Source organism: Kocuria sp. p3-SID1428, from assembly GCF_025149945.1.
GTDB lineage: Bacteria > Actinomycetota > Actinomycetes > Actinomycetales > Micrococcaceae > Kocuria.
Map to the genome: position 1 here is coordinate 21985 of NZ_JALXVH010000002.1, position 20037 is coordinate 42021.

General features: G+C 70.3%; 22 protein-coding genes. 13 read left to right on the plus strand and 9 right to left on the minus strand.

Translation table 11 applies throughout. The features are described from left to right. The first annotated feature begins 21 nt into the window (after positions 1-21). Complete coding sequence (locus M3E84_RS00660) at positions 22-342, plus strand: nucleotide pyrophosphohydrolase (RefSeq protein ID WP_259893970.1); 321 nt, start codon at positions 22-24, stop codon at positions 340-342. After that, positions 329-2092, plus strand: a complete 1764-nt coding sequence (locus M3E84_RS00665) for a DNA/RNA helicase domain-containing protein (RefSeq protein ID WP_259893972.1) — start codon at positions 329-331, stop codon at positions 2090-2092. The genes M3E84_RS00660 and M3E84_RS00665 overlap by 14 nt, the downstream gene beginning before the upstream one ends. 63 nt (positions 2093-2155) lie before the next feature. Here the strand turns inward: M3E84_RS00665 and M3E84_RS00670 are convergent, their stop codons facing one another. The 3 genes from M3E84_RS00670 to M3E84_RS00680 all read right to left on the minus strand — a co-directional run bounded on the left by M3E84_RS00670 (position 2156) and on the right by M3E84_RS00680 (position 4592). Continuing rightward, positions 2156-2623: a hypothetical protein gene (locus M3E84_RS00670; protein WP_259893973.1), complete on the minus strand. Its 468-nt coding sequence runs from the start codon at positions 2621-2623 to the stop codon at positions 2156-2158. Between the two features lie 3 nt (positions 2624-2626). Then, on the minus strand, positions 2627-2872 hold the full coding sequence (locus M3E84_RS00675; RefSeq protein WP_259893975.1) for a hypothetical protein: 246 nt from the start codon (positions 2870-2872) through the stop codon (positions 2627-2629). A 232-nt stretch (positions 2873-3104) separates the two neighbouring features. Continuing rightward, positions 3105-4592 (minus strand): YdiU family protein, encoded by a 1488-nt coding sequence (locus M3E84_RS00680; protein WP_259893977.1) that lies wholly within the window; start codon positions 4590-4592, stop codon positions 3105-3107. Between the two features lie 321 nt (positions 4593-4913). On the opposite strand from M3E84_RS00680, the gene M3E84_RS00685 reads away from it, so the two are divergent. The 6 genes from M3E84_RS00685 to M3E84_RS00710 all read left to right on the plus strand — a co-directional run bounded on the left by M3E84_RS00685 (position 4914) and on the right by M3E84_RS00710 (position 9864). Then, positions 4914-5876 carry a winged helix DNA-binding domain-containing protein gene (locus tag M3E84_RS00685; protein ID WP_259893979.1) on the plus strand — a complete coding sequence of 321 codons (963 nt, stop codon included), beginning with the start codon at positions 4914-4916 and terminating at the stop codon, positions 5874-5876. A 102-nt stretch (positions 5877-5978) separates the two neighbouring features. Further along, the gene (locus tag M3E84_RS00690; protein WP_259893980.1) at positions 5979-7286 is read left to right on the plus strand and encodes an aromatic amino acid transport family protein; all 1308 of its coding nucleotides are present in this window, start codon (positions 5979-5981) and stop codon (positions 7284-7286) included. A 353-nt stretch (positions 7287-7639) separates the two neighbouring features. Continuing rightward, positions 7640-8419 carry a glycosyltransferase family A protein gene (locus M3E84_RS00695; protein WP_259893981.1) on the plus strand — a complete coding sequence of 260 codons (780 nt, stop codon included), beginning with the start codon at positions 7640-7642 and terminating at the stop codon, positions 8417-8419. Continuing rightward, on the plus strand, positions 8416-8952 hold the full coding sequence (locus tag M3E84_RS00700) for a hypothetical protein (RefSeq protein ID WP_259893982.1): 537 nt from the start codon (positions 8416-8418) through the stop codon (positions 8950-8952). The genes M3E84_RS00695 and M3E84_RS00700 overlap by 4 nt, the downstream gene beginning before the upstream one ends. Next, positions 8949-9344 (plus strand): FTR1 family protein, encoded by a 396-nt coding sequence (locus tag M3E84_RS00705; RefSeq protein WP_259893984.1) that lies wholly within the window; start codon positions 8949-8951, stop codon positions 9342-9344. Before M3E84_RS00700 ends, M3E84_RS00705 begins: the two co-directional genes overlap by 4 nt. Positions 9345-9369: 25 nt before the next feature. Continuing rightward, positions 9370-9864 (plus strand): Dyp-type peroxidase, encoded by a 495-nt coding sequence (locus tag M3E84_RS00710; RefSeq protein ID WP_259893985.1) that lies wholly within the window; start codon positions 9370-9372, stop codon positions 9862-9864. A gap of 32 nt (positions 9865-9896) precedes the next feature. Here the strand turns inward: M3E84_RS00710 and M3E84_RS00715 are convergent, their stop codons facing one another. The 3 genes from M3E84_RS00715 to M3E84_RS00725 form a co-directional block, all read right to left on the minus strand. Continuing rightward, a complete protein-coding gene (locus M3E84_RS00715) occupies positions 9897-10424 on the minus strand; it encodes a hypothetical protein (RefSeq protein ID WP_259893986.1) in 528 nt (175 codons plus the stop codon). 67 nt (positions 10425-10491) lie between these two features. Continuing rightward, positions 10492-10776 (minus strand): YrhK family protein, encoded by a 285-nt coding sequence (locus M3E84_RS00720; protein WP_259893988.1) that lies wholly within the window; start codon positions 10774-10776, stop codon positions 10492-10494. Between the two features lie 79 nt (positions 10777-10855). After that, on the minus strand, positions 10856-11800 hold the full coding sequence (locus M3E84_RS00725; RefSeq protein WP_259893990.1) for a TIGR03571 family LLM class oxidoreductase: 945 nt from the start codon (positions 11798-11800) through the stop codon (positions 10856-10858). An 87-nt stretch (positions 11801-11887) separates the two neighbouring features. Between M3E84_RS00725 and M3E84_RS00730 the strand changes: the two genes are divergently transcribed. The 3 genes from M3E84_RS00730 to M3E84_RS00740 all read left to right on the plus strand — a co-directional run bounded on the left by M3E84_RS00730 (position 11888) and on the right by M3E84_RS00740 (position 14481). Further along, positions 11888-12520, plus strand: a complete 633-nt coding sequence (locus M3E84_RS00730; RefSeq protein WP_259893992.1) for a hypothetical protein — start codon at positions 11888-11890, stop codon at positions 12518-12520. A 77-nt stretch (positions 12521-12597) separates the two neighbouring features. Beyond that, positions 12598-13122, plus strand: coding sequence for a DUF4282 domain-containing protein (locus tag M3E84_RS00735; protein ID WP_259893995.1), 525 nt, complete (start codon positions 12598-12600; stop codon positions 13120-13122). Between the two features lie 42 nt (positions 13123-13164). Then, complete coding sequence (locus tag M3E84_RS00740) at positions 13165-14481, plus strand: CHAD domain-containing protein (RefSeq protein ID WP_259893996.1); 1317 nt, start codon at positions 13165-13167, stop codon at positions 14479-14481. A gap of 94 nt (positions 14482-14575) precedes the next feature. Here M3E84_RS00740 and M3E84_RS00745 read toward each other — a convergent pair whose 3' ends face one another. Further along, positions 14576-16474, minus strand: coding sequence for a BCCT family transporter (locus tag M3E84_RS00745; RefSeq protein WP_259893998.1), 1899 nt, complete (start codon positions 16472-16474; stop codon positions 14576-14578). A gap of 131 nt (positions 16475-16605) precedes the next feature. On the opposite strand from M3E84_RS00745, the gene M3E84_RS00750 reads away from it, so the two are divergent. Further along, on the plus strand, positions 16606-17097 hold the full coding sequence (locus M3E84_RS00750) for a GNAT family N-acetyltransferase (protein ID WP_259893999.1): 492 nt from the start codon (positions 16606-16608) through the stop codon (positions 17095-17097). Positions 17098-17121: 24 nt separating this feature from the next. Beyond that, positions 17122-17481 (plus strand): MmcQ/YjbR family DNA-binding protein, encoded by a 360-nt coding sequence (locus M3E84_RS00755; protein ID WP_259894001.1) that lies wholly within the window; start codon positions 17122-17124, stop codon positions 17479-17481. A gap of 4 nt (positions 17482-17485) precedes the next feature. Here M3E84_RS00755 and M3E84_RS00760 read toward each other — a convergent pair whose 3' ends face one another. After that, complete coding sequence (locus M3E84_RS00760) at positions 17486-18658, minus strand: thiolase family protein (protein ID WP_259894003.1); 1173 nt, start codon at positions 18656-18658, stop codon at positions 17486-17488. After that, on the minus strand, positions 18639-20036 hold the full coding sequence (locus M3E84_RS00765) for a class I adenylate-forming enzyme family protein (protein ID WP_259894005.1): 1398 nt from the start codon (positions 20034-20036) through the stop codon (positions 18639-18641). The genes M3E84_RS00760 and M3E84_RS00765 overlap by 20 nt, the downstream gene beginning before the upstream one ends. Position 20037 lies beyond the last annotated feature (1 nt).

The following is a 20037-nucleotide window of genomic DNA, read 5'->3' on the forward strand; positions in this document are numbered from 1 at the left end:
GGGGTTTGCTACGTTGACCGCATGCCTGCCGATGACGTGATGCCGCAGCTGCGGGAGCTCGTCCGCGAGCGCGACTGGGCGCAGTTCCACTCCCCCGAGAACCTCGCGAAGTCCATCAGCATCGAGGCCGGCGAGCTGCTCGAGTGCTTCCAGTGGTCCGGCCAGGCGGACCAGGCCGAGGTGGAGTCCGAGCTCGCCGACGTCCTGACGTACGCGTATCTGCTGGCCGATCGCCTGGGGCTCGATCCGCACGAGATCATGCGGCAGAAGCTGGCTGTGACCGAGCAGAAGTACCCGGTCGAGAAGGCCCGCGGCAGGAGCACCAAGCATGACCGGCTCTGAGGGCTCCGTCGTTCCGTTCACGATCGAGCGGATGCCGTTCACCGCCCAGGCCATCGATCGCGGCGGCCTGGAGATGGAGATGTTCCGGGACTGGCCGATCGTCTATCTGCTGGACGACGCCCGCCGGGTCTACGTCGGCGAATCCCTGCACGGCGTCTCCAGGATGCGCCAGCACCAGGCCTCCGAGGCCAAGCAGGGCATGCGCACCCTGCGACTGGTGCTCAGCGAGATGTTCAACAAGTCCGTCTGCCTGGATCTCGAGTCCGCGCTGATCCGCCTCTTCCAGGGCGACGGCAGCTTCCACGTCGTCAATCGCAATATCGGGATCGTCGACGCCGGCTATTACCAACGCGAGCGCTACCGAGAGGCCTTCCGCGAGATCTTCGAGGAGCTGCGCGCCGGCGGCATGTTCCAGCGGACGATCCCGCAGATCGAGAACAGCGAGCTCTACAAGTTCTCGCCGTTCAAGACGCTCACCGCGGATCAGGCGGTCGCCGTCGGGGAGATCGTGGAATCCCTGCTGCAGGACTTCGAGTCCGACGGCGGCATCAGCATCATCCAGGGCGATCCCGGGACCGGGAAGACCATCGTCGCGGTTTATTTGCTCAAGCTCCTGTCGGATATCGCCGCATATCAGGACGGCGATGAGGCCGACCCTGAGGAGATGTTCTCCGAGCATTTCGACGAGAGCACCCGGGATCTCATGGCTGATCGGAGGATGGCGTTCGTCGTCCCGCAGGAATCGCTGCGTCACGCCATTCAGAGCGTGTTCTCCCGGCTTCCGTCGATGTCCGAGGTGAAGGTCCTGACGGCCTTCGAGGTCGGCGAGAGCGAGGAGGACTTCGATCTCGTGATCGTGGACGAGGCGCACCGGCTGAACCAGTACGCCATGCAGGCCCACGGCACGCAGCTGAAGCGATTCCGGGATATCACCACGAAGCTCTTCGGGCATCTGAATGAGGACAAGAACCAGCTCGACTGGATCCGCGCCAAGTCCAGGCACGTGGTGCTGATGCTGGACCTGCACCAGAGCGTCCGGCCTGCGGACATCCCCCGCGCCGAGCTGGAGGCCGTCGTCGGGCAGGCGCGCGAGCGCGGCCGGGTCCACCCCCTGCACACCCAGATGCGGGCCGCAGGCGGCAACGACTACATCGCCTACGTGCGGGATCTGATGGCCGGGCGGTCCCCTGAGCGTCGGCTCAGCTTCGACGAGTACGAGTTCACCATGTTCGACGACGCCGGGGCCCTCAAGAATCGCATCGAAGCGCTGGAGCCCGAATACGGGCTGTGCCGGATGACTGCGGGATTCGCCTGGCCGTGGCGCTCGAATCCTCGCGGCAAGATCCGGGCAGACCACGACTTCGAGCTGGACGGCACAGCGTTCCGCTGGAACTCCGTGACCACGGACTGGGTCAACTCCCCCAAGGCCCCGTCGGAGGTCGGCTCGATCCACACCCTGCAGGGCTACGACCTCAACTACGCCGGGGTGATCATCGGCCCGGAGCTGCGCTTCGATCCCGACGAGCAGCGGCTGTGGGTCGATCGGGCGCACTACGCGGACCGCAACGGCAAGATCGACAACAGGCTGCGCGGCCAGACGACGACCGACGACGATCTCCTGCACTACGTGACCAACGCCTATGCCGTGCTGCTGACCCGCGGCATGCGAGGAACGTTCGTCTACGTCTGCGATCCGCAGCTGCGCCGCCACCTGGAGCGCTTCCTCCCCAAGGCCGCCCCGCTCCTCTGAGACCCTCCCACCCCACCCCGCCGAGTGGATACCCAGTTGCGCTAAAGCAGCGAATAGCGCAACTCAGTGTCCACTCGGCAGGAGGAGGGGGAAGAGGGCCACCAGGGAGAAGGCCACGCCCGCGAACACCAGGGCCCACCCCATCACCGGGCGGAGGTCGCGGGAGGTCACCCAGTCATAGACCGCAGTGACCCTCCGGGCAGCCGTCGGCACTCGCGGCCAGGCCCAGGCCGCCAGCAGGTACGGGCCCACCAGAGTCAGCAGGAACGGCAGGAAGGCGACCGCCTGCCACAGGATGTCGGGGCTGAGACCGGTGAGGATGCGCCCGACGACATACATCGTCGCGAAGCCGCTGAATCCCAGGAACGTGTTCACGAACCCGACGCCGGCCATGCGCAGCCGATCCTCGTGCGGCGCGTTCTCCGGCACGGTCGGGGCAGGGCGGGGGCGGCGGGCCCGCCGCAGCACCACCGCGCCGGCGATCAGGACCACGACGGCGGCCACGAGATCCACGGCGCGGCGGATGAGCACGGCCTAGATGTCGCTGCGGGCGGCGTCGATCCAGGTGTTCGGGTCGACAGTGCGGAGGACCAGCAGCATGACCGTGGAGCCGACGGCCAGACCCGCGGCCAGGGCGGCGATCGGCGGTTCGGGGCGGGAGGCGCGCGTCAGCACCCGCAGGCTGACGCCGTAGAGCGTGGGGCTGAACCCCACGACGAGGCCCAGCCCCAGCAGCATCGGCGTCGCCGCGACGACGGCTGCGATCTCAGTCCACCCCATGCGCCCCAGTGTCCCCGCCGAGTGGATGCTCAGTTGCGCTATCGCGCCGAACAGCGCAACCAGGTATCCACTCGACGCAGTAGACGGAGCAGAGGCAAGCAGCCGGGGGGCCCAGGGGGCAGGGATGAAGAGGCGCGTGAAGGGGGCGCTCCCCTCTGGCCGAGTGGATGCTCAGTTGCGCTATCGGGGCGAATTGCGCAACTGGGTATCCACTCGGCGGGAGGGGGGAGGGTCAGGTGCCGCAGTAGGTCGTGAACGGGCGGGCACCGGGGGCCGTGCCCGAGGACTCCAGGCCCGCGAAGTCCACGTGCTCCTGGAAGGGCGAGCACACCGCGGCCAGCAGCCGCTCGTACGGCACCAGATCCCCAGACTCAGCCTGATCCAGCGCGTGCTGCAGATGGTGGTTGCGAGGGATGTAGACCGGGTTCACCGAGGCCATGAGGTCGCGCTGCTGCTCCGCCGACGGATCGCCGAACCGGGTCAGCAGGTCGCGGCGCTCGGAGTCCCAGGCTCGGAAGGCCGCGGCGTCGTCGAACAGCGACTCCGCGGCCCCGAAGGCGAGCGCGCGGAAGAACGCCGTGAAGTCCTGCCGGTTCTCCTGCAGCAGCCCGAAGGTCCGCTCCACGAACGCGTCCAGCGCCGAGAGCGCGGCATCGCGCTCCTCATCCGGCAGCCCGTCGACGTCGAGCCCGATCTTGCGCCCCATCCCCCGCGAGAGTGCAGCCCGGAAGGCCGGCGCGTACTCGTGGAGCACCTCGGTCACAGCCTCCACGCCGGCGTCGGGATCATCCGGCGCCACGAGGTCCACGAGCGACTCCGCGAACCGCGACAGATTCCACAGCCCGATCTCCGCCTGGCGCCCGTAGGCGTAGCGCGCCCCGCGATCGATCGAGCTGAACACCGCCCCCAGGGAGAACTCGTCCACGAACGCGCACGGCCCGTAGTCGATGGTCTCCCCGGAGATCGTCACGTTGTCCGTGTTCATGACCCCGTGTACGAACCCCACGTGCATCCACTGCGCGATCAGCTGCGCCTGCGCGTGCACCACGCTGCGCAGCAGCTCGAGCGTCGGATTCTCCGACGACGCCGCCTCGGGCCAGTGCCGCTGGATCGCATAGTCGGCCAGCTCCCGCCGGGTCTCTACCGAGCGCTGCGTGGCCGCGAACTCGAAGGTCCCCACCCGCAGGTGGCTGGCGGCCACGCGGGTCAGGATCGCTCCGGGCTCCGGGTCGGGCCCGTTGCGCTGGATCCGCTCGCCGGTGCTCACGACGGCCAGCCCGCGCGTGGTGGGGATTCCGAGCGCGTGCATGGCCTCGCCCATCAGGTGCTCGCGCAGCATGGGCCCCAGGGGCGCCTTGCCGTCGCCGCCACGGGAGAACGGGGTGCGCCCGGAGCCCTTCAGATGCAGGTCGCGACGGCGGCCGTCGGAGTCCACCAGCTCGCCGAGCAGCAGCGCGCGGCCATCGCCGAGCACCGGATTGAACTGCCCGAACTGATGCCCCGAGTAGGCCTGCGCGTATGTGGTCTCGGCGATGTCGCCGCTGAGCAGCGCAAGACCCTCCGGCGAGCGCAGCCAGTCCGGGTCCAGTCCGAGCTCGCGGGCCAGCTCGTCGTTCACGACGACAGCGCGCGGCTCTCGCACCGGAGCCGCCGACCATTCGCGGGAGAGATCGGGCAGGGCTGCGGCGTAAGTGTGCTCGAAGGATGGAGAAGCGACCATGTCACCCAGGCTATCGACGACGACAACCGCCCCCTGCCGCTGAGGGCGCAGATCTGCAGCCCATCAGCACCCTTGGGCTGCGCTGGTGCGGCGTCATCACCGCCCCTGCCGTGAGGCCGCACCTGCGCAGGCCATCAGCCCCGATCAGCTGCACAAGTGCGGCCTCACGGCGAGGGGCCGGGGGCCAGGAGCAGAGAGGGGGTCGCAGACGGCTGGGGGCTGTGGGCAGGGGGCAGGCGGCGGGGAGCAGCGGACGGAACACTGGGGGCAGGGGGCAGGAGGCAGGAGGCAGACGACGCACGCGCGAGTAGCTTTGAGCCCATGCACCTGCGCAGCTTCCGCGATGTCCTGGCCCACCGGCTGATCGCCCAGGCCCTCGTGACCCCGCGCGCGGATGCCGCCGCGCACATGCTCGCCACGCAGGATCAGATCTACGCCGCAGGCGTCACCGCTCTGCAGATCCGCTCCGGCTCGGACGTCCTGCGAGAGATCCGCGAGCACCGCATCGTGCGCGCCTGGACGCAGCGCGGCACGGTGCACCTGGTCGCCGCGCAGGATGTCGGCTGGCTGACGCGGCTGTGCTCACCGCGCGTGGAGGCCACCGCCGCCAAGCGACGCCCCGGCCTGGGCCTGACCCCGCAGGACTACGACCGCGCCCACACCGCCTTCCGCGAGCGCCTGGCCAACGGCCCCCTGACCCGCCCGCAGGCCTACGACCTCTTCCGCGCGGTCGGGATCTCCCCGGAGAACGGCCCCGGTCAGCACCTGCTGCGCAGCTTCGGCGGCCAGGGCGACATCGCCCAGGGCCCGCGGGAGGGCAGCGACGACACCTTCCTGCTCGTCGAGCACCTGCCCACTCCTCAGCGGGAGCTCGACGGCGACGACGCCCTGCGCGAGCTGGCCGTTCGCTATCTCGCCTCGCACGGGCCCGCGACGGTCCAGGACCTCTCCTGGTGGTCGGGGCTGACGGTGCGCGACGCCAAACGAGCCGTCGAGCTGGCGGGGGACCACACCGAGAAGGTGACGATCGAGGGCCGGACCGAGACCCTGTACGCGCCCCCGGAGGCCGAACAGATCAGCGACGAGCAGCTCGACGCCGCGCTGCAGACCCAGCTCGAGCTGCCCGCCTTCGACGAGTACCTCATCGGCTACAAGGACCGCTCCGAGTTCCTGCCCGGCGAGCTGGTCCCGATCGTCGGGCCCACCAAGAACGGCATGTGCAGGCCGTTCCGCGTGCGGCAGGGGACCATCGCCGCTGCCGAGGGACCTGCCCGCACCGCATGACGCCTGGATTGTTGAACAATCACGGTCGTGCCTGGTATACCGTGAGCCGTATCACTGAAGACGCGCGCCACAGCGCCCGCACCCCACAGGACGGAGACCACGGTGACCCACGGATCCACCGCGGCCGACAGCGCGGACACCCGCCCCGCGGACCCCGACGACCCCCAGAGCCCTCAGACTCACGGATCGAGCCCCCGCTTCGAGCTGAGCTGGACCATCTCCTTGTTCGGCACCGCCGTCGGCGCCGGCGTCCTGTTCCTGCCCATCAACGCAGGCCTCGGCGGCATCTGGCCGCTGCTGATCGTCACGATCCTGATCGGGCCGATGACCTACCTGTCGCACCGGGCGCTCTCGCGCTTCGTGTGCGCTTCCCCGGACCCGGGCGCGGACATCACGGTCGTGGCCCGCAAGACCTTCGGCGAGGGCGTCGGGCGCGTGATCGCCGTGCTGTACTTCCTGGCGATCTTCCCCATCGTTCTGATCTACGGCATCGGCATCACCAACACGGTGGACTCGCTGATGGTCAATCAGCTGGGCATGGGCTCGCTGCCGCGCTGGCTGCTGTCCGGGGTGCTGATCGCGGTGCTGATGCTCGTAATGGTCTCCAGCCAGCGGATCATGCTGATCGTGACCCAGTGGCTGGTCTACCCGCTGATCGCGATCCTGCTCTTCGTGAGCCTGTACCTGATCCCCAGCTGGGATCTCGACGGCCTGGCCGCCGGCCCGAGCGCCGGCGAGCTGATCATGTCCGTGTGGCTGGTGATCCCCGTGCTGGTCTTCGCCTTCAACCACTCCCCGGCGATCTCGCAGTTCTCCCTGGCCATGCAGCGCCAGTACGGCTCCCGCGCCAGCGATCGGGCCTCCGTGGTCCTGCGCCGCACCACCATCCTGCTGGTCATCTTCACCATGGGTTTCGTGTGGTCCTGCGTGCTCTCGCTGGGTCCCGACGGCCTGCAGGAGGCCAAGGACGCGAACCTCCCGGTCCTGTCGCACCTGGCCAACGTGCACGGCAGCCCCTTCATCGCCTACCTGGGCCCGGTCGTGGCGATGGCCGCGATCGCCTCGTCGTTCTTCGGGCACTACCTGGGCGCGGCCGAAGGCGCGGCGGGCATCGTCCGCTCGATGCTCGACCCCGACGGCTCCCGGATCGGCGATCGCGCCCTGCGGATCGGGATCGCCGCCTTCATCTTCCTGAGCACCTGGGCCGCTGCGATCATCAACCCCTCGATCCTGTCCATGATCGAGTCGATCGCCGGCCCGGTCATCGCGATGATCCTCTACCTCATGCCCATGTACGCGATCCGGAAGATGCCCGCCCTGGAGCCGTACCGCGGCCGCCTCTCCAACGTGTTCGTCACGATCGCCGGCCTGGTGGCCGTCAGCGGCATCATCTACGGACTGGTCTCCTGACCCTGATCGCAGCCAGCTCGGCCCGCTGAGGGTCACGACGACGCACCCCCTGCGCGCCCCAGCGAGAATTCCAAATCTCACCTGCGAAGATATCGAGAATCAGGTCGTCTGCCGGGCGACACCTCCACGGGCAATGACCAGAACGTGGACTCGCGCCAGGACACCGTCACCGACGGCGGCAGGGCCAACAAGGGCATCTTCTGAGCCGACGGCAGCGCTGAACGCCCCTCCGCAGGAGGCGGGTCTCACATCGAGACCCGCCTCCTGCGCCGCTGCGGGCACCTCCCCGCGGATACGCTGGATGCCCGCATCGCAGCCCGTCCTTCGCGATGCCACCAGGAGGAACCCCCACCGTGACCGGCCCCGCCGCTCCGAGACCCGGCATCAGCGTGGTCCTGCCTGTGCGCGACGACGCCCCCGCCCTGCGCCGCTGCCTGGCGGCCCTGGCCCGCCAGGACCGCCCCGCCGACGAGATCGTGGTCGTCGACAACGGGTCGAGCGACGACCTCCTCGCCGTCATCGCCGCCGCCGAACGGGACCAGGACCTGCCACTGCGCCTCCTGCAGGAGCCGCGTCCAGGGGTCTCATTCGCCGCCCACGCCGGCTACGACGCGGCCTCCCACGAGATCATCGCCCGCTGCGATGCCGACAGCATCCCGCCGTCGTCGTGGCTGGCACGCATCGAGCGGCAGCTGGCGGCGGAGGACGACAAGCTGGTCGCCATCACCGGGGTCGGGCGCTTCGCCCCCGGGCCGCGCGCGCTGGGCCGATCGCTGTGCGGCCTCTACCTGGGGCTCTACCGCCTCGCCTCCGGACTGGCCCTGGCCCACCCGCCGCTGTGGGGCTCCAACATGGCCATGCGCACCTCATGGTGGAACCGGGTCAGCCCACGACTCGCTCCGCGCCCGAGCATCCATGACGACTTCGAGCTGAGCTTCGAGCTGCAGCCCCACGAGGCCATCGCGCTGGACCGCGGGAGCGTCATGCCGGTGTCGTGGCGGGCGGCCGTCTCCCCCCGTCGGCTGCTGGCCCAGCAGCGCATGGCCCGTCGGCTGCTGCTGCGGCGCTGGGAGCAGGAGCCGCCTTGGGAGCGGCATCGACGCCGATGGGCGGAACGCAGGTCGCCCCTGTGAGCGCCCTCGCCCGCCTCACGGCCTCCGCGCTGTGCTTCACGGGCATCGCCGTCGCCGCGGTCTACGCGCTCCAGACACGCTGGGTGGACGTCGCGGTGCTGCTGCTCGTGGGGCTGGGGCAGGTCCTGTGCTTACTGGCCTTCCGCACCGCAGGAGCCAGGGCCACGGGCAGCCTGATCCTGCTCGTCGCCGGGGTGAGCGCCGCCGAGCTGCTCTACGAGCGCATCCTCCTGTGGGACCTCGTGATCCATCTGCTGGCCACGGGTGTGCTGACGGCACTGTGGCGCAGCTTGCGCGGTCATGGCGACCCGACCGACCGGCCGCGAGGCCGGGAGGGAGGGGCGACGGCGAGCAGGGTCCGGGTCTGCGCCGCGGTGGGCCTGGTCCTGGCGGTGATCTGGGAGCTCATGGAGGCCGCGGGATCCGTGCTGGTCACCCCCGAGATCCACAACCCGCCCCTGGACACAGTGCTGGACATCGGCGCGGGGATGATCGGCGCGGCCATGGTGGGGCTGCGCCGCCGCCCGCTGTGAAGAGCATCGCCCGAGTTCCCGATGACGCATCGATCCCCCGAAGGATCCCCATTCTCATCGCCAACCTGCTGATCGCGCTGCGCGAGGGCTTCGAGGCCTCGCTCATCATCGGCATCCTGGTCGCCTACGGCAACGTCCAGGACCTGGTCCGCGCTCAGGACCCGGACCTGGCCGATGAGATCGAGGGCGGCTTCGGCGACGTCAACGTGCTGTCCGAGCGGCCGTCCGAGGTCGCCGGGACGGTCCTGAGTGGACCGTGGTTGCCGAGCAGATGTGCGCCGGCGAGCTCGTGGGCGGGGAGCCGGATGCCGATCCGAACCGCCCGCCCAACGACACCGGCGAGGCTTGGGGCTATCCCCCGGCCGGGCTCACCATCACGTGTGGGGCCATGACGGCGACGACGATGCAGCCGCGTGGATGTCCGGCGGCAGCTACCTCATGGCGCGCAAGATCCGCATGACCCTGGAGGTGTGGGACCGGGTCCGGCTCTCGGAGCAGGAGCAGATCATGGGCCGGGACAAGCGCTTCGGGGCGCCGCTGTCGGTGACGGAGCCCAGTGCGGAGGCCGAGTTCGAGCCTCTGGACCTCAGGGCCCAGGGCGAGGACGGCCCGGCGATCCCCGAGGACTCGCATGTGGCGATCGTGGCGCCCGAGAACAACGACGGCCGCCGGATGCTGCGCCGCGGCTACAACTACACCGACGGCAACGACTCCCTGGGCCGTCTGGACGCGGGGCTGTTCTTCATCGCGCTCACCCGCGATCCGCGCACCGGCTTCTATCCGATCCTGGAGCGGATGACCCAGAAGGATGCCCTCACGGAGTACCTGCAGCACGTGGGCTCAGCCCTGTTCGCCGTGCCCCCGGGCCTGCGCGAGGGCGACACCATGGTGGGCCAGCGGCTCTTCAAGTGAGACTCCTTCCGACCCACGGTCGGCAGGTGCACTCAGAGGCACGGCGGGGCATCGAGAGGGCGGTCGTCGTCGCGGTGCTTCCCGGCGCCGGCCTGCGACGGCTGCTCGTCGTCGCCGTGGGCGTCGAAGTACTCCAGCGCCCAGCCGACGACCAGGCCGGTCGCGCCCATGACCAGCAGCGGCCGTCGCACGCCGTGACGCACCAGGAAGCGCTCGAACGCACCGTCGAGGGCCATGCTCAGGGCGGCGGAGCCGCTGAGCAAGGCCGCGATCGTCGCCGTCACGCCGACCAGCTGAGGCGTCGCCTTCGGGCGGGTGCCCTGCTTCCCCGAGCTCCCCGGTACGGACAGCTGCGGCATCCCCTGCACCTGATCCGTCTCGCCGCGCCGCGTCATCGCCCATGCGACGACGCCGGCGTAGCCGAGGCCCGGAGCGGCGATGATCGCAGCTCGCCCAGCCCCGCGCGCCCGGTGCCAGGGGATCATCTCGGCCAGCCCCGAGGCGGCCGCGAAAGCCAGGGTCCGGGGCGCGTACAGCCTGCTCAGCGGTGGACGTGCCATGCACTCCACGGTACGGCGGCACGGTCAGGGCGACCAGGGCAGCAGCCGACCCTTCTCCCGCCCGAGCTCAGAAGTCCATGGAGGTCTCGTGCGGCTGGACGGGGCGGATGCGCTGCAGATGCGTGCGGCGCACGAAGCGGATCGTGGGGCGCAGCATCATCTGCACCGAGCCGAGCACGAACAGCCAGGTGCCGAGGTAGACGGTGTCCTCCCCGAAGAACAGGATGCTGCCCACCAGGAAGACCAGGCCCAGCACGAAGTCGTTGGCGATCGACAGCACCTCGTAGCGCTGCCGGATCACCAGCTCGTGGTGTCCCACGCGGATGTCCAGATCCCGATCCTGCTTCGTCATGCGCTGACCCTCCTGTGCTCCACGGGACCTGCGGCAGCTGATCCACTCGTCGCAGACCAGTGGATCATCCGGGCGCATCTCACAGGTGCGGAATGACCTCGCTGCCGAGCTGGTCGATGATCTCGGCGGTGGGGCGATCGTCGCTCGCCTTGGCGAAGAGGCAGTGATCCAGCCCGATCTCCCGGTACCGGCGCAGGGTCTCCACCAGGGCCTTCGACCCGGTGCGCAGGCCCAGGCTGATCTCCTGCGCGGGGGCGTCGGGGTCTTCGAGCAGGTCCAGGCTCATGGACTGGATCAGCACGGGATCATTGCCCTGACCGCGCTGCTCCACGGCCTGGCGCCACAGCCCGAAGCGGCCCTTCTGCTCCTCGAACGGGCGGTAGTAGGTGGCCCAGGCGTCGGCATGAGCCGCATTCCACTGCAGGGTCTGCTTTGCGGAACCCACGATGACCTGCGGGATGCGCTGAGCCGGCGGGACCATGAGCTCGTACCCCTCGGTGGCCTGCAGCAGGTGCTCGCGCTCCTGCGCCACGGGGCTCAGCGCCGAGAGCAGCAGCGCCCAGCGGTCACGGAACGCGTCGCGGCGCTCGTCCAGGGAGGCGCCGAAGATCTCGAACTCCTCCGGTCGATCGCCCGTGGCCACGCCCAGCAGCAGCCTGCCGCCGCTGATCCGGTCCAGGGACAGCGCGGTCTTGGCCAGGTGCAGCGGGTGGCGCAGCGGCAGCACGGCGGCCGCCGTCCCCAGCGCGATCGTCGACGTGGCGCCGGCGAGCATGGACAGCCACTGGAACGGGTCGTCCAGCGACGACGCCAGTCGGTCCTCCCCCTGCGGAACGGCCAGCGGGACGTCACGCACCCACAGCGCGGCGATCCCCTGCTCCTCCGCGAGCCGCGCCAGCTGCTGCGCCTCGACGGGATCTGCCATTGCACCCTGGGGCTGCGGCGGCGGGGTCATCAGCCCGAGCGTCAGGCGGCCGTCGGGAGAGCGGACGGCCGCCATGGCCGGCGAGAAGTCCTGGTGCACAGGTGAGGCCTCCTGTCCCTGAGCGGCATCGCGAGACTCCACACTATCGAGACGTCCCGCTCCTGTATCGCGAGTACGGTGCCTCCCATGTCCTCCCCACAGCTGCACCGCTTCACCGGGCACATCGCAGGAGCTGGCACCGCCGAGGGGACTCGCCTGGTCCTGGGGTGCTGGACCCGCACGCCGCACGGGCCGTTCGCCGACGTCATGGTCGAGGACCGTGACGGCCATCGGATCCTGCTGGCACCCGATCGCTGGGTGGCCGATTTCGTCTCCGCGACCTACACCTTCGACGAGGTGCGCCTCGTCCCCGTCTCGGTGTCCCGCACGGGCCTGGGCCGGACGGGGCAGTGGGCGATCCAGGCAGGACCGCTGGAGTGGCGCTTCCGGATCGGGGCGCGGGCGCCGTTGGGACATCTGCTGCGCCTGATCCCGCAGCCGATCGGCCGCAGCCTCGCCTTCGCGCAGCTCAGCGATCCGATCGCCCGAGCCACGATGCCGGGGGTCCGCACTCTGGGTCAGGCCGGCCCGGGCCGCACCGAGTGGTACGCCGCCGACGATCTCCACCGGCTGAGGGGCAGCACCGCGATCTGGGAAGGGCAGAACCTGGGCGGCATGCGCGAGATGGTGCCCCCGCCGCGCTTCGGATTCAGCTCCACCCCTCGGCAGCCGTCGCTCACCGCGGTGACCAGCACGGTCCGGGTCGACTCCGCGGCGTGAGGCCTGCCCGCCTACGATGGCCGCAGGGGCGCACGCATGCCCCGCTGACCATCCACCACCACCCTCAGGAGACCCCCATGTCCTTCTCCTCGCAGAACCCGCACGACCCGCAGCACAACCCGCAGGGCGGGCAGCCGAACCCGCAGGGCGGCCAGCCCGGCTACGGCGGGCCGCCCTACGGCGGGGCGAACCAGCCGATGCAGCAGCCGGGTCAGCACCAGCAGCCCTCCTACTCCGCACCTCAGGGCGGGTACTCGCAGCCCGGGGGCATGCCCCAGGGTCAGCCCGGACGCCAGCCGGGGCAGGAGAAGGGCTTCTTCGGGGCCCTGTTCGACTTCTCCTTCAAGAACTACATCACGATCAAGTTCGCCTCGGTCCTCTACATCGCGGGCATCGTGCTGCTGACGCTGGGCTGGTTCATCATGACGGTCGCCGCCTTCGCCACGGACAGCGCCCTGGCCGGCCTGGGGATGCTGATCTTCGGTCTGATCGTCCTGTTCATCTACATCGTGCTGTTCCGCCTGATGCTCGAATTCTACGTGGCCATGGTCCGCACGGCCCAGAACACGTCGATCCTGGTGGAGCGCGGCAACCGCCTCTGAGGCGCCTGTCCTTCCGGCTGACGCCCGCCCGAGAGGAACGCCATGTCCGACGCAGAGAGCTCCGCACAGCACAGCGTGCGCCTGTCACCGCAGGCCAGCGCACAGATCCAGAAGCTGCCGCTGTCCTCGCCGGCCTCCGGCGAGGACATGGTGGGCGCGGTCTTCCACGACACCCAGGACCGCGCCCTGCGTCGTCGGGGCCTCACCCTCAGCCGCAGCGCGGAACCCGAGCGCGGCTGGCTGCTGAGCATCCCCGAGGGCGACGACCACTGGGCTGTAGAGGTCCCGCGGCTGCGCAGCGCACCGCAGCGCCTGCCCGCCGCGCTCACCCAGGTGGTCAGCGGGATCGTCGGGCAGGCCGAGCTGGTCGAGATCGACGACGACGCCGATCAGGCCCCGGACGCCGACGACAGCGCGAAGGCCGCCAAGAAGGCGAAGAAGGCCGGCGAGCCCACCGGCGTCGACGTCCTGCAGGCCGTGCTGGCTCAGCAGACCGCGGCCCTGGAGATGTGGGACCTCAAGGCGCGCCTGGACCTGCCGGATGCGCTGCATCAGCTGCGCGTCACCGCCCGGTCCCTGCGAGGGCTGCTCAAGTCCGCGCGGCCGTTCCTGGACCGCGAGAGCGTCGACGAGCTCGGCGAGCGCCTCCAGCAGCTGGGCCGGTCCCTGTCACAGGCCCGCGACGCCGAGGTCGTGGCCGAGCTGCTCCCGCAGCGGGCCGCCGAGCTGCAGGGGCGCGTGAGCGAGAAGACCGCGCAGGCCCTCGCACAGGCTGCGCAGAAGCACTCCGAGACCTCGGCCGCGAAGGTGCGCGGCGGCGCACAGTCCGAACGGACGGCGACCCTGCAGCTTGCTCGCGCCATCGCTCAGGAACCGCCCTTCACGGACAAGGGCCGGAAGAAGGCCGCAGGACTCACCCCGCGGCAGATGAGCGATCAGCTCGTGCGCCGCGCCCTGCGCAAGGCGACCAAGGAGACCGACCGCGCCCTGGCAGCCGCGCGCGACGAGGAGCTGGATGCCGCGCAGCGCCTCGAGCACCTGCACACCGTCAGAAAGGCCACCAAGCGGGTCCGCTACGTCGCGAAAGTGCTCCGAGCTGCCGGCTTCCGGCCGAGCAAGCCGGTGCGCAAGCTCGGCAAGGCCGCCCAGAAGGCCCAGGATGCGCTCGGCAAGACCATGGACACCGCGCTGACTACGGCCTGGCTCCAGGGCGGCGCCGCCGGGATGCGCCGCGCCGGGGCCGACCCGTATGAGCTGGGCCTGCTGACCGGTGTCGAGCTGCAGCGCCTGGCTCACGGCATCGACGCCGGAGACGAGATCGTGGCACGGCTGGCCCGGAGGCTCGAGCAGCACAGCTGATCCGCACCACTCGGATGACAGGCCGACGGCCCTCCCGCCGGCGTCGGGGGGGGGGGCCGTCGAAAGGTGGCCGCGCGAGGGCGGCCGATGCGGATCAGCTCTGCGCGGAGGCTTCCTTCGGGTCGCCGTCGACGTCCGTCTCGGGCTCCTCCCCCACGGGGGTGTACCACTCGGTCAGCGCGGGATCGGTGCTCTCGAAGTCGGCTCCGGCTCCGTCGCCCTCGTCCACGTGGGTGGCACCGAAGACGAAGTCGTCGCCGTGCTCGTCGATGCCGCGGTGCACGCCCTTGTAGATCGCCTCGCGCGCGTAGCGGCGGCGGATCATGTACGGGTCGTTGCGCAGGTCCTTGGCCCAGGCGATCATCACGCCCAGCAGGATGATGCTGAAGGGCAGGGCGCAGGTCACCATGATCGACTGCAGACCGGCGAGGGTGTCCTGACCGCCGGCCAGCAGCAGGAACATCGACACGAGGCCCAGGCACAGGCCCCACAGGATCGTCACGGGGTGGGAGGGGTTGGACCGCCCCGACTGCGACATCGAGCCCATCACGTTGGAGGCCGAGTCGGCCGCCGTCGTGAAGAAGATCAGGATCGCCAGCAGCACGAGGAGCGAGGTCAGACCCGTCAGCGGCAGGTTCTCCAGCATGTCGAACATGACGTTCTCACCGGAGCCCTCGGGAACGAGCTCGTGCCCGTTGAGGTTCATCCACACGGCCGTGCCGCCGAAGACCACGAACCAGGCCACGGAGATCAGCGACGGGGCGAAGATCACCACGGTCACGAACTGGCGCAGGGTCCTGCCCTTGGAGATCTTGGCGATGAACATGCCCACGAAGGGCGACCAGGAGATCCACCACGCCCAGTACATCATCGTCCAGCCGGTCGCGAAGGCGCCCTCGGCCTCGCCCTGGCTGGGCGCCACGGAGAGCATGGCCAGCAGGTTGTCCACGAAGGCGTAGACCGTCACCGGCATCAGGTCCAGCAGGAACAGCAGCGGACCGGTGACCGCGACGAACAGGGTCAGTCCCAGCACCAGCACCATGTTGGTGTTGGACAGCAGGCGGATGCCCCGCTTCACGCCCGAGACCGCGGAGATCAGGAACACCACGGTGAGCACGCTGATGATCACGACGATCGAGCCGTCGCCCTCCAGCGGCTGCCCGGTGAAGATCGAGATGCCGGAACGGATCTGCAGCGCCCCGATGCCCAGCGAGGTCGCCGTGCCGAACAGGGTCACCATCAGCGCGAAGACATCGATGAGCTTGCCCAGGATGCGCTGGTCCGCGTTGGGGAAGATCGGCTCGAACAGCTCGGAGATCAGGGGCAGGCGGCCTCGGCGGTACGCCGCGTAGGCCAGCGATCCGCCGACCAGCGAATACGCCGCCCAGGGGAAGATCGAGTAGTGGAGGCTGGTCTGCGCCAGCGCGGGCGCGACGGCGCCCATGGTGCCGGACTCGCCCTCGAAGGCCGGCGGCAGGGTCAGGAAGTGGCTCAGCGGCTCGAGCGGGCCGTAGAACACCAGGCCGATGCCCAGGCCGGCCGCGAAGAGCATGGCGATCCACGATCCGGTCGAGAACTCCGGCTCGCTGTCATCGGCACCGAGCTTGATCTTGCCCGTGGGCCCATAGCCGATGATGAACATGAACGCCACGATCAGCACCATCAGCGCCCCGAGCATCCACCCGAAGTGGGTGACCACCCAGGTCTGCATGACCGGCCCGACAGCACCCAGGTTCTCCGGAGCGACGATCGCCCAGATCAGCACCCCGATGACGAGCGCGGCGGCTGCGGCGAAGACGAACTTGTCGGTGGGGAAGTCGTCGCGGGCGTCCTCCACGTCGAACCCGGGGACCAGGGCCGGGTGGACGGTGCGGCGGCCGCTGGCCGCCAGGCGCACGGTGGTCTGGACGCTCTCCGGCGCCTTCTGGTCGTGGATCCGGTTCTCGATCTGGATCTCTGAATCGGACTCGCTGTCCGAAGCGCGGTTTCTCATAGGAAGCTCCCTGGGGTTTCGGCGGCGTCCGACACTAGCGGGTCCGCGGAGATATCCCCCAGGACGTCTCTGCCTGAGCAGGCGATGTTCATCTCGGTTTCGCTATCGGGCGGCGGTGCTAGCTTCGGGCCATGACCGAGACCGCCATCCGCACCGCAGTCCCCGACGACGTCCACGAGATCGTCGAGCTCGTGCACGACCTGGCCGTGTACGAGAAGGAGCCCGACGCCGTGAAGCTCACCCCCGACGTGCTGCGGGAGCAGCTCTTCGGTGAGCGCCCGGCGATCTTCGCCCACGTCGCGCCTGCCCCGGAGAGGGCCGGACGGCGGATCGAGGGCTTCGCGCTGTGGTTCCTGAACTACTCCACTTGGGAGGGCACGCACGGGATCTACCTGGAGGACCTCTACGTGCGCCCGGAGGCCCGAGGCACAGGACACGGCAAGGCGCTGCTGCGCACCCTGGCCCGCACCGCCTGCGAGCGCGGCTACCAGCGCGTGGAGTGGTCGGTGCTGCAGTGGAATCAGCCGTCGATCGAGTTCTACCGCTCGCTCGGAGCGCGGCCCATGGACGGCTGGGACGTCTACCGGCTGACCGGCGACGCCCTCGAATCCTTCGGCAGCTGAAAACCCGTGGACGAACAGGAGCTAATGGCCTGGGCGAACGAGATCGCCCTGCAGTGCCCGGGTGCTGAGCTGGAGCACCCCTTCGGCCCCGAGACGGACGTGTACAAGGTCCGCGGGAAGATGTTCCTCATGCGTCTGGAGCTGCGCGGTCAGTGGATGCTGAACCTCAAGGTCGAGCCGCAGGACGGGCAGGCCCTGCGCGATGAGTACGCCGAGATCACCCCCGGCTACCACATGAACAAGAGGCACTGGGTCTCGGTGCGCGCCGGGGAGGCCCTGAGCAGGAGGTTCGTCCGCGAGCTCGTCGTGGACTCCTACCGTCTGGTGCTCGAGAAGCTGCCGCGCAGCGTCCGCCCCGTGGATCCGGAGACGTACGGGGGCTGAGCGCTCAGACGGCGACCTTCTCGAACAGCGCCGCCGTGCCGATGCCGCCGGCCGAGCTGATCATGGCCAGCAGCAGGCTGCCCTCCGGCAGATCGCGCGCTCGGGCCAGCAGCCGGACCACGGAGACCGCTCCGGAGGCGCCGTAGGCATGGCCGAGGGCCAGGGCGCCGCCGTCGGCGTTGAGCACGCGCTCGTCGATGCCCAGCAGGTCGGTGCAGGCGAGCACCTGCCCGGCGAAGGCCTCGTTGAACTCGACCGCCGCGAGCTGCCTCGCGGCCACCCCCTGCTCCGCCAGCAGCCGAGCCGCCGCGGCAGCCGCTCCCAGCCCCAGCCGCGTGGGATCCACCCCCAGGGTCGACGCGCCGCGGAAGGCCAGGGCCGTCGTCGCTCGCAGGCCGTGCGCCGCCGCCGGGGTCGCGATCAGGACCGCAGCCGCCCCATCCGCATCGGCGCACGAATTCCCGGCGGTCACGGTGCCTCCGTCGACGAATGCCGCCGGGAAGCGGGCCAGCAGCTCGGCGTTCAAGCGCGGACGCGGGCCGTTGTCGGCGGTGACTTCGCCTCGGGCTCCGGTCACCGGCACGAGCTCCTCATCGAACCGTCCGACGGCCGCCGCCTCGAGCGCCCTGCGGTGGCTGCGCAGGGCGAAGGCATCCTGGCGCCGGCGATCGATCCCGCGCTCCCGGGCCACGGTCTCCGCGGCTTCACCCATGCCCGGATCCCCCAGGTGCTCGGGGCTGAAGCGGGCGCGCCGGTAGAACTCGACCTCACCGTCCGTCCCTCGACGGCCCCGCAGCGGAGCGGTGCTGATGCTCTCGGCGCCGCCGGCCAGGAAGGCGCTACCCGCTCCGGCCTGCGCCAGTCGGCAGGCCAGCACGACGGCGTCGAGCCCCGAGCCGCACTGCCGATCGACCGTGACCCCCGGGACGGACAGAGGCAGCCCGGCCTCCAGGGCCGACAGCCGCGCCAGGTTGCCGCCGGCGCCCACCGCGTTGCCCATCACGACGTCCGCGACGGACTCCGGCGCCACTCCTGAGTCCGTCATGAGCCTGCGCAGGACGGGAGTCAGGAGCTGATGCACGGGAACGTCGGACAGCGCGGTCCGGGCACGCACCAGCGGGGTCCGGCGCCCGAGCAGCAGCAGAGGAGCTGGGGGCTCAGCCGAGGGGTCGGGCACGGGGATCTCCCTCCTCGATCCAGGACCGCAGCACGGCGCGGCTGATCTTCCCTCCGCCGGTGACGGGCAGCTCACCCAGCCGCCAGTACTGCTGCGGGCGCTTGGTCGGGGCCAGCTGGGTCTCCAGTGCGGCCCGCAGGCTCTGCCGATCCGTCCCTTCGTCCTCGAGAAGGACGCCGGCGACCAGGCGCTGTCCGCGAGAAGGATCCGGCAGGCCCACCACGACGGCCTCGGCCACCCCCGGCACAGAGCCGATCGCGGCCTCCACCTCCTGCGGGTAGATGTTCAGCCCGCCCGAGTTGATCATCTCGGAGGCCCGGCCCTGCACGTGCAGCCGCCCATCGCGCAGGAAGCCCTGATCCCGCACCGTCGCCAGGTCTGCGATCCGCGCGAATGCCCGGCCGTCATCGCCCCACAGGTAGCCGTCGCACACCAGATCGGAGCGCACGGCGATGCTCCCGGTGCTTCCCTCCGGGAGGACACGGCCGTCGTGGTTGACGATGACCGCCTCCACGCCGGGGAACGGCAGCCCCACCGCCGTCGGGTCGAGCGTCCGGATCTCCCCCGGCGAATGCTCCTGAGCGGCCACGAAGCCGAGCTCCGCAGCGCCGAAGTACTCCCAGATCACGGCATTCGGCGCCCATCGGCGGGCCGCGGCCAGCGTCTGCGGATCCAGCTTCTGCCCCGCGCAGACGATTGCACGCAGTCCATGCGCAGACTCTCCGGCAGCCAGGGCGCGCTCGGCGATCAGGCGCAGCATCGTCGGCACGGCCACCACCCGGGTGACGCCCTCGGCGGTGATCGCCGCACGGGCCGCCGCGCTGTCGAAGCGCGGCAGGACGACGACGGCGGCGCCGGCATGCAGGCACTCGGAGAGCGCGTAGAGATTCATGCTCGACGACAGCGGGCCGGGCACCAGCACCCGGTCCTCGCTGCGCAGGTCGAAATGCCGGGTCGAGGCCTCGAAGGAGCGTCGCCAGGAGCCGCGGCTGCGCAGGAACCCCTTGGGCACCGAGGTGGTGCCGGAGGTCAGGCCCACCAGGAAGGCGGAGTCGTCGGGCCCGTCGCGCAGGTCTGCCGGTGCTGCGCTTTCCGGGAGCACGTCGCGGCAGCGCTCTCGCACCGCGCCGCCGATGCTCTCGGGCAGGCCCGGATCCAGGACCGCGCACACGCGCCGCTCGGCCACTCCCGCCGCCCATCGCACGACGAACTCCGTGCCGGTGCCCTGCTGCAGGATCCCGACGGCCTCCCCCGAAGCCGCCAGCTCGGCAGCCCGCGAGCGCAGCCCGCTCCAGCTCAGCCGGTCGCCGGCGCAGACGACGGCCGTGCCCTGCGAACGCTGCTCGGCCCAGCGGGAGAGGCGGTCCAGGAAGGGCACC